Below are 9,252 nucleotides of genomic sequence, written 5' to 3' on the forward strand. Positions count from 1 at the left end.
ACACCTCATACAGGTGTTTTTTTTATGCCTTTACGGTTTTCCGTAAGGATTACATTTTCATTGAAAGTAAGTTTGAATATTAATTCAAAAACCAAAACCAATGAAAAAAGCAATTTCAATTTGTGTCTTAGCTTTATTATGTTCCTGTAATACAGTTAAGACGTATTATCAGGTTTACAACACTGAGTCAGAAACAGTCAAATCATCAGGGAATTCAATTTTCTTTGAAGATGCTAACTGTATAATCAGTTACAATTTATGGTCAGAAAATGGAAATGCAGGATTTTCATTTTACAATAAAACCGAAGAAGTAATTTACCTTCAACTTGACCAAAGCTTTTATGTAATCAACGGCAATGCCTATGATTATTATCAAAACAGAGTATTCATAAGCTCATCGAATTCCGCTACTGTAAGCTCAAATACTTCAGGATATTCTTTATTGGGAAGGCTTTCTTATACTTCATTAAATTCAAAAACTGTTACTTCTCATCAATCAAAGGGTTTAGAAATAACTGAAGCTAAAGTAATTGCCATTCCATCAAAAACTACCAAATCGATTTCCGAATTCAATATTAACGAAACCATATTCAGAGATTGTGATTTATTAAGATTTCCATCGTCTAAACAAGTCAGCCAAAAATCTTTTAATAAAGAAAACTCTCCCTTGAAATTTTACAATTCCATATCCTATAAAATTGGAGATAAAATCAACAAAGTAAAAAATGACTTTTATGTATCAGGTATAACAAACATAGCTTCAAGTGATGCGTTTAAACAGGAAAAAAATGCTTTCTGTAATCAAAAAGGCGGCGGAACAATTGATGTTTTCAAAGAAATTGCCCCAAACAAGTTTTATATAATTTATACCAAAACACAAGCAGACACCTGGAAATACTAAATAATGCCGAGAAAACACAATACTGATGCCAATGGTTCCGAATGGACGGAAATAACTAAACTGGAAATTTGGTACAAAGCCCAACCTATTTCGGGGCGTCCATCTAACTTGTGGAGAAGAGATTGTTGCGGATTTGCCATCCGATATACCGATTTTGGAAATAGAGACTCCATGTACGGCTGGGAAATCGATCATATTTATCCGGTGGCTAAAGGCGGCAATGATAACCCAAGAAACCTCCAACCGCTCAATTGGAAAAACAATGCCCAAAAAGGTGACAGCCTAACATGGAACTGTCCCAAATAATATAATTGTGGTGGTATTTGCGCCGGAGTAGTTATGCATACGACTACTTCGGTTGCAAATGCTTGAGGTTAAGGTTTGTTAATAAAAACAAAAACACTGCAATTTGGTTGCAGAGAGGAATGTTAAAATTGTTTAGTTATTCATTTAACTATTTAACTATCAGTCAATAATTTTCATATGGGTACAAGTTCAAAATATTTAACGCTATTATATGAGGAGTTGGAAAATAAAAGTAAAAAACTACTCATTTTACTTTTTTTAGTTTCAAATTCTATTTTTAGCCAATCCTACATTGGTACAATTACAAAACAAGTAAATTTCAGAGAAGGACCAGGAAGTAGCTATCAAATAATTAGTCCATTAAAACCAGGAACACAAATTTTCATTTCATCTTTAGAAACAGAAAATGACTTTTACAGCATAATAAATATTGCTACAAATGAAGAGGGATACGTTCATAAGTCTTATGTTAAAGTTGGAAAGTTAGTTACAAGAAGTAATCAAAGTATTTTTACTCCAAACGGAAGTACATCCTCTTATGAATCAGAATTGAAAATATTCAATAATACCAGTAAAACACTGACTTTAAAAATGAATTCAAAGTTGTTTTATTTTTCTCCATATGAAACAAAAAACATTTCAATTAGTCCGGGTGAGTATGATTTTAGAGCTTCAGCTCCTGGTGTAATTCCTTATATCGGAAATGAAAGTTTGAGAAGCGGTCAAGCTTATTCATGGCAATTTTTTATTAGAACAAGTTACAGATAAAAGTATTTACATTGTTTACCAACCAACTTACATACTTTCTTGACAAGTTTCACTTCATACTAGTGGTCATTGCGCGTTTTTTTAAAATTCTATTTAGACGCAAAAAAGAGATTGAGCAATTATTTCTTAATTATAGAACAGAACATCTCTTTGAAAATAGTTATATCATAATAAATTATCGATACAGAAATGCTCTTTACTATCAGTTTGGTGTTTCCAAAACATTAGAAAAGCATATTAAAGTTTTTGACATTAAAAACTGTGATAAAGAGATCGATTTTGTGGTTCATGGATTATTTCGTAAAAAAAGCTACAAATTAAGATTTGAACCAGATCTAACACTTGACAATTCAAGGTTTAAAACATCTATTTCAAATTTGAATTTGAAATTAGAAGAATGGAGTATTCCTAAACTAGTTCATTCCAACATTCAATGTAATATAAAGACACCTATGCTTACAACTAAAAGTATAACAGTAATACAACCAAACATAAAAATATCAAACAAAACTTTTAATCAAAACGAATTTATATGACACGAGATTATTACAAATTACCAAAATCCAGCGGCATAATGCGGTTTTTATGGAAATGCGCCGGAGGAGATAGATATTTATTAGAACGTGCAACCTATTCAGATCAAATTAAATACATGTGTCTTGGAGGGATAGTATTTGCAACTGGAGCAATGGCGGGTCTTGCAGGAGGATATGCTTTTTACACAATTTTTGAAAAAAGGGGGTCAGCTATTGATAACCCTATTGATTTAGGAACTGTTTTCATGGCACTTTTGTTTGGTATCATCTGGGGGCTGATGATTTTTAATATTGACCGGTTTATCGTAACAAGTACGGGAAAAGGAGATGGAACTGAGGCCATAACAGTCGGAGAATTGAAAAGTGCATTGCCAAGAATTTTGATGGGAATGATAATAGCACTTACTATATCTAAACCTGTTGAAATAAGAATGTTTAAAACAGAGATTGATATTAAATTAAGGGAAAAGCAGTTAGAACAACAGGCAGAGTATCAAGCGAAAGTTGATAAAACTTTTGCAGATAGAGAAAAATTGCTAGATAAAGAATTTGGTTCGATAGCTGAACAAAGGAAGGAATTAATTAGTAGAATTAAAGCTGCTGAACAAGCTTACACCGATAATTTGATGGGTAAGGCTAACGGGATTCCTGGTGGAAATGGACCATTATCAAAAGCTTTAAAATCTCAATTAGGGGATTTAGAACGACAATTAGATGATTTTGATGAGCAAAATGGAAAAGATTTAGTTGAATTGAATAAAAGAAAAGATCAGTTACGTATCGCTAAAGAAAGTGAAAGAGGGAACAATGAAAAAATTGCAAATGGTTTAGACGGTTTGTTAGAAAGAATAAAAATAGCTCATGAAGTAGCGGGCTTTTGGATTTCTCTTTTTATTACTCTTCTATTTATGGCGATTGAGTTAACTCCAATATTTTTCAAACTAATGCTCACAAAAACAACTTATGATTATTTAGCTGAAAATAGAGATGAATTATTAAAAGCTGACTATGGAATTGAGGTCCAATATGACAAATACAAAGATAAAGAAGGAATTGAAAGGCATCTAACCATAAACCATGAAGCTGAGCGAATCATTTTTGAAAAGAAAATGGTTACCAATATTCAAAAGGAACTAACCAAATATGCTATTACAAAATATAAAGATAGGGAGAAGAAAAGAATTGATGATAACTTGGATGACTACATTAAAGGTCTTGACGGATAATGAACAAAGCGCTGAGTGACATACGCCTTTTTCTTTTTACTTGTTCAGGCGAAGATAACTATATCTTAAAAAGATGTAATTGGGGCATTCAAAAACGGTTTGCACTAATAGGCTTCTTTGTGTTATTAATTTTCGCAGGTTGTTTTTTGAGTGCTACATTATTTTTTGTTTCATTATTTCAAGATGCATCATTTATAAGTCTTTTTGTTGGGGTCTTTTGGGGAGCAATGGTAATAAATATGTATTTACTTTTATTACATACCATTTCACCACCAATTATTTCAGCTGTCTCAAGAAAGAAGAAGAAAAATAACAAGGAAGTTGAAAACATCGAAAAACAAAATCGGTTTTTATCTTTTTCTATGTTTTTACGTATTGGTTTTATGATGCTTCTAGCAATAATTATAGCTCAGCCTTTAAATTATGGATTTCTAGGAGAATCTGTAGATACTGAGATAGAACTACACAAAACTCATGAAAGAGTTAAACTTTATGCTATAACTAATAAACATTTAATCCAGTCGGAATTAGAAAATCAAAAAGAACTAAATCAAAAGATTCTTAATAAACTCAATCCAAATGATATTTTACAAATCAAAGTACAATTACATTTAATTAATAATAAAATTACTAGAGATTCACTATTTATAATTGATGCCTCCAAAAAGTTGGTGAAATTAGACAAAATTGAAAATCACATATTTTTATCAGATTCTGAAAAATTAGAAAAAGAAAACATTATCAGTCATTTAAATAAAGAATTAAATATTGAATTAGCTTCTGATTACTATTTTATAAACGATCTTAACTCAATTGTAGTTTCTGGATATTTTAAAAGCGATTATGACAACTTTAAGTCGAGTATGTCATCATTAATTAATCAAAAAAAGGAAAACTATAATAAGCTAAACGATTTGCTTGATAAAAGTAACTTCTATATAAAGACTATTCAAATTTTATTAGTGGAAAATCCCATGTCATGGTTTATGACAATTTTGGTTTGTTTGGTTTTTTTGTTTCCAATCTATTTTAAATATAAAGCTCGGGATATTTCCACAGAGATATTTCAATTGGAAAATCATAAACCAGAGATAGTGAAATTAAGAAATGAACTAATACACACTACTGATTTCAATTGGCTTGAAAGCAAAATAATGTTAATTAATGTCAATCAAATTAAAACCTCAGATTATTACTTCATGAGGATGATAATTGAACACAAGACTATCATTCTAGAATACAAACAAACAAAACATCAATTCTCCAAAATACTTACTGATAATGTTAAGCGATATAATAAGACTATAAGAACTAGGCTAAATCCCTTATTACATAAACTGAGTACAGTAAATCCTAAGCGTTACAATGAATATCTGGAATTGATAGATAATGAATTAAAAGATGAAGTAATAGTAAAATATGAGCATTGGTTAGATATGCCTTTTCGAACCAAAAAAGCACAGACGGTTAAAATAAAAAACACTGAAGTCGGGCTTCTTGATTTTGTATATAATAGAGATAAAAAGGAACTGACAGAGGAAAACTAAATGACAGAAAAAATTGTAAATATCATTAAAGAGGAACCTTTTGTCGGTGAAGATGATTTGGACTATATAAGAGTTACCAAAGAAATCTTGACGCCAAGAAAAACTTATTTAAAAGGAATAATCTCTGGCAAATACCGCGGTGATAAAATACCTGATGAAAGTGATAAATCTGTCTTATTTGATTTCGAAATCTATGAGGCAGAAGTGATATGTAATTCGGTCGATGATTTCTGTAAGAATAAACCATTTACTTTTCCACATGATTTTAAAAATATTACCAATTGTAATAAAATTAAAGGATCCATTTTTCCAAAAGAAAAGCTTCCACAAACTTTACCCGTACTAATTTCAACAGATGACAAAACGTTTGGGATTAACGTGTTAGAGCCACAATTATTCGAGTTCAAAATAAATAGAAAAGAGCATCAAATTGAAGGTGATGAAGTTTTCGGGACTTTCAAAGCTTATCTAACAGGCTATGTATTTGATTATGAAAGAGAAGAAATTGAAGAAATAGTTGAGGTAGAATCACACACAGGTGATGTAATAGTAAAGGATTCACCTCTACAAAATTTATGTAAATCTAATGGTATAAAAACAGGGGGATTTTTAGAGAAGAAAGGTTACATTAAATATGAATACTTTTGTAAGCATCATTCTGATACCGTTTGGGGACCTTGGCAAAAAGTAACCGGTTCTAAAGATTACATCGAATCGAAAGGTTGCTTAAGTGAATTATTAGCTATAATTGGTTTAGTGCTATTCATAGCATTTTTGATTGCGGTTTTACCTGGATTACTTTATTTAATTGGTCTCTTAGTAATACTTTATTTAATTGGTCTCTTAGGCCCATATTTTAAATGGATATTCAGAGCATTAGGGTTGATATTGTTGGTTTTATTTATTGGGTCATTGTTTAAAACATGTAACAGTAAAAGTCATTTTGATCCAATTCCTTTTCAAGACACTAATAGAGAATCATCAACTGTTGTTACACCAATTGTTGATAGCAACTCAAACAATGTAGTAAATCCAGTTGATACTGATCATAATGATTCCTGGATAAAGAGATATAGAGTTTGGAAAGATTATAATGGTAAAATTTATGAGGGATATTATGAACTAAAAAAGAGTGACTGGGATAAATCAGCTATTTATAAAAATAGTTTGATTATTAGTTCTAATAATTATAATGCTTACGACGAAGTTGTATATAGAATTAAGGAATTTGACAAAAACAAATTGGACAGAGTCTATCCTTTATTTGATAGTATTGCTAAAGTCAATAAACTTGATAAAATAAAATTTGCAGAAATGATTGTATCTTTTGTACAAGATATACCGTATGTATTGATATTAGACAATGACTGTAATCCAAATCTTTACAATGATAGCTTCACAAGGAAATACTTATCTAATCCAAATTCAAAATGTGATGGGAATCAAAAATTTGGCATAAATACTCCTGTAGAATTTTTAGCTAATTTAAATGGGGATTGTGATACACGTACATTGTTATTGTATACAATATTTTCACATTACAATTATGACGTAGCATTATTAAGTAGTGAATATTATGGTCATTCTATTTTAGGTATTAACTTACCTTTAAATGGTTTTGCATACACATACGATAACCAAAGATATGTACTTTGGGAGACTACTGAGAAAAATGCAAAACCTGGTAAAATATCTGATGGAATGTCAAATATAAATAACTGGAGAATATCCTTAAAATCAAAATAAAATGAATAAACAAAGCTTGTTTTTTACCAGTTTGGTAGCGATTGTAGCCATTGCGTTAATGATAATGGCATTACAGTTTTTAACTAAAAAACTAAATATTAAACCTGAAGTTGAAGACAAAATAAATACATCCTATGCTATTTGGTCAACTTCTATTTTTATTACTTTTTTTATGTTTTTGAAAGTTGCATTAGAGCAAACTGAAAATGCAATAGAGGTAATCATTTATTCTAAAACCATAGATAATACTTTTATTGAAGTTATGCAAAAGATTGTTATTTTCATTGGTTTTACATTCTTTTTTACATTCTTATCATATTATGTGGTGAATGCAATAACCAAAATTACTTTTGGAAACAAAGTTGATAGTATTGAGATTGAAAGAGAAAATAAAGGGTATTTTATTATGAAAGGATCCATTTTATTACTTTTAGTATTTTCTTTGATCACAATATTTGAACATTTTCTTCGATGGTTTGCACCAGTTGTTAACACGCCATTCTTTCATTAGATGTATGGAAAATTTAATAAAGTTATCATTATCATTATTACTTTTTATTTGCCTAGCCAACATGCCCTACGGATATTACCAATTCGTGCGATTAGCCGGACTAATCGGCTTTGCAATTTTAGCAAATAACTCAAGACAACAAGGAAAACAGACAGAAATGTTAATTTACATTGGACTTGCTTTACTATTTCAACCTTTCATTAAGGTAGCTTTAGGAAGAACTATTTGGAATATAGTAGATGTTATTGTTGGCATTGGTCTTATACTATCTCTAGTAAGTTCAAAAAATCAAAATTAACCCGGTGATTATAATTAAATTAATAGTATTCATTTTCATGCTGGTTGTGTTTCAAATGCTCATCTCGCACTTAAAAACTCTCAACTTTATCAAAGAGTTAAAAAAGGTACCTATTAAAACAAAATTTCTAATCAAAAGAATCTACAGACTTATTAATTTTAGAAGGTGCTCACATTATGTATGGAAGGATTTGATTAAATTCCACAAAGCGTCAGGATGGAAATTTGGACAATTTGAAGCAGATAAGTTAATCGAATGCACTTTTGAAATCGAAGAAAATAGTTTTTTGAACTTTAATTATTTGGTTAACAATCATAGTTTAATATTTAGATCGATTATACTTCAAAACTTTGAGGAAGAACGTACTAATGATATAATGGTACTTGCTTCACATTTTAATGCTTTGCTAAATTTTGGAGTTGTTAAAGTAAGTGTTAAATATAATTATGTTGAGTTTATATATACCAGAGATTTATTAACCTATTCCTTATTTTCCGGAGAAATAAGATCCGATACTGATACCCATTTTGCCATTACAAAAGATTGTTTATGGTCCTTTACCAAATTAATAGAAACCGGAGATGACCCTGTTTTTGTTTTTTCAGAACTTATGAGACGAAAGGAAAATTATGATAGTACAGACAACTAAATGAAACTACTTTCAACTTTTATTGTTTTTCTAATTTTCTCAATTGGAACCGCCCAAGTCAAAATCCTAACCTGGAACGTCGAAAACCTTGGTAACTCAAAATCAGACAGCATCATCACCTACATAGCTAACACAGTCAAAGCCTATGATATAGTAGCCCTGCAAGAAGTAGTTGCCGGTGATGGAGGCGCACAAGCAGTTGCAAAACTAGCAGACCAACTCAACCGCAAAGGAGCCCAATGGGACTATGTCATCAGCGATCCAACCAGTAGTTCCGCTTACAAAACGGAGCGTTATGCTTTCCTTTGGAAAACCGCCAGAGTCAGATTGGTCAATAAACCTTGGTTGGAGAAGAAGTACGGATTATTAATTGATAGAGAACCGTATTACGCCACGTTTGAATACAATAAAAAGCAATTCACCCTGGCCAACTTCCACGCCATCACCAAAAGCAAACAGCCTGAAACCGAGATAAAACATTTCAAAAACCTACCCGGAGAATATCCAAACTTAAACCTTATCTTTTTGGGTGATTTTAATTGTCCGCAAACCCATACTGTTTTTAATCCTCTGAAAAAAATGGGATACAAACCGGCTTTTATCAATCAAAAAACATCGCTTAAAAAGACTTGTTTAGAAAACAATTGCCTTTCCAATGAATTTGATAATATATGGTTTGATAGCTATAAATTTATCATAACCAGTCCCGATGCGATTTTATTCTACCAAGATTTTGAGGATTTTGCCAAAGCCAAAGAAGTATC

Annotated in this window: 10 protein-coding genes; all 10 read left to right on the forward strand. The window is 30.8% G+C overall.

Going from position 1 to position 9,252, the window contains the following annotated elements:
* Positions 1-100: 100 nt before the first annotated feature.
* A complete protein-coding gene (locus Q0M21_RS04580) occupies positions 101-901 on the forward strand; it encodes a hypothetical protein (RefSeq protein ID WP_295335137.1) in 801 nt (266 codons plus the stop codon).
* 3 nt (positions 902-904) lie between these two features.
* The gene (locus Q0M21_RS04585) at positions 905-1,207 is read left to right on the forward strand and encodes an HNH endonuclease signature motif containing protein (protein ID WP_295335139.1); all 303 of its coding nucleotides are present in this window, start codon (positions 905-907) and stop codon (positions 1,205-1,207) included.
* A 177-nt stretch (positions 1,208-1,384) separates the two neighbouring features.
* Entirely contained in the window at positions 1,385-1,975 is a 591-nt protein-coding gene (locus Q0M21_RS04590) for an SH3 domain-containing protein (protein ID WP_295335141.1), read from the forward strand.
* Positions 1,976-2,507: 532 nt separating this feature from the next.
* A complete protein-coding gene (locus tag Q0M21_RS04595; RefSeq protein WP_295335143.1) occupies positions 2,508-3,737 on the forward strand; it encodes a DUF4407 domain-containing protein in 1,230 nt (409 codons plus the stop codon).
* On the forward strand, positions 3,737-5,284 hold the full coding sequence (locus Q0M21_RS04600; RefSeq protein ID WP_295335145.1) for a DUF4407 domain-containing protein: 1,548 nt from the start codon (positions 3,737-3,739) through the stop codon (positions 5,282-5,284). The genes Q0M21_RS04595 and Q0M21_RS04600 overlap by 1 nt, the downstream gene beginning before the upstream one ends.
* Positions 5,285-7,030: an energy-coupling factor transporter transmembrane component T gene (locus tag Q0M21_RS04605; protein ID WP_295335147.1), complete on the forward strand. Its 1,746-nt coding sequence runs from the start codon at positions 5,285-5,287 to the stop codon at positions 7,028-7,030. It begins immediately after the preceding gene.
* A 1-nt stretch (position 7,031) separates the two neighbouring features.
* A complete protein-coding gene (locus tag Q0M21_RS04610) occupies positions 7,032-7,541 on the forward strand; it encodes a hypothetical protein (protein WP_295335149.1) in 510 nt (169 codons plus the stop codon).
* A gap of 4 nt (positions 7,542-7,545) precedes the next feature.
* Positions 7,546-7,839 carry a DUF6804 family protein gene (locus Q0M21_RS04615; protein ID WP_295335150.1) on the forward strand — a complete coding sequence of 98 codons (294 nt, stop codon included), beginning with the start codon at positions 7,546-7,548 and terminating at the stop codon, positions 7,837-7,839.
* Between the two features lie 4 nt (positions 7,840-7,843).
* Positions 7,844-8,488 (forward strand): hypothetical protein, encoded by a 645-nt coding sequence (locus Q0M21_RS04620; protein ID WP_295335152.1) that lies wholly within the window; start codon positions 7,844-7,846, stop codon positions 8,486-8,488.
* The coding region (locus tag Q0M21_RS04625; protein ID WP_295335154.1) for an endonuclease/exonuclease/phosphatase family protein at positions 8,489-9,252 on the forward strand (764 nt) is incomplete at its 3' end. It abuts the gene before it with no gap.

The organism is Flavobacterium sp., assembly GCF_024710485.1.
GTDB lineage: Bacteria > Bacteroidota > Bacteroidia > Flavobacteriales > Flavobacteriaceae > Flavobacterium.

What these genes read in the sequence shown, in the direction of transcription:
- Q0M21_RS04580 (WP_295335137.1), top strand. Translation starts at nt 101, where the DNA reads ATGAAAAAAGCAATTTCAATTTGTGTCTTAGCTTTATTATGTTCCTGT.
- Q0M21_RS04585 (WP_295335139.1), top strand. Translation starts at nt 905, where the DNA reads ATGCCGAGAAAACACAATACTGATGCCAATGGTTCCGAATGGACGGAA.
- Q0M21_RS04590 (WP_295335141.1), top strand. Translation starts at nt 1,385, where the DNA reads ATGGGTACAAGTTCAAAATATTTAACGCTATTATATGAGGAGTTGGAA.
- Q0M21_RS04595 (WP_295335143.1), top strand. Translation starts at nt 2,508, where the DNA reads ATGACACGAGATTATTACAAATTACCAAAATCCAGCGGCATAATGCGG.
- Q0M21_RS04600 (WP_295335145.1), top strand. Translation starts at nt 3,737, where the DNA reads ATGAACAAAGCGCTGAGTGACATACGCCTTTTTCTTTTTACTTGTTCA.
- Q0M21_RS04605 (WP_295335147.1), top strand. Translation starts at nt 5,285, where the DNA reads ATGACAGAAAAAATTGTAAATATCATTAAAGAGGAACCTTTTGTCGGT.
- Q0M21_RS04610 (WP_295335149.1), top strand. Translation starts at nt 7,032, where the DNA reads ATGAATAAACAAAGCTTGTTTTTTACCAGTTTGGTAGCGATTGTAGCC.
- Q0M21_RS04615 (WP_295335150.1), top strand. Translation starts at nt 7,546, where the DNA reads ATGGAAAATTTAATAAAGTTATCATTATCATTATTACTTTTTATTTGC.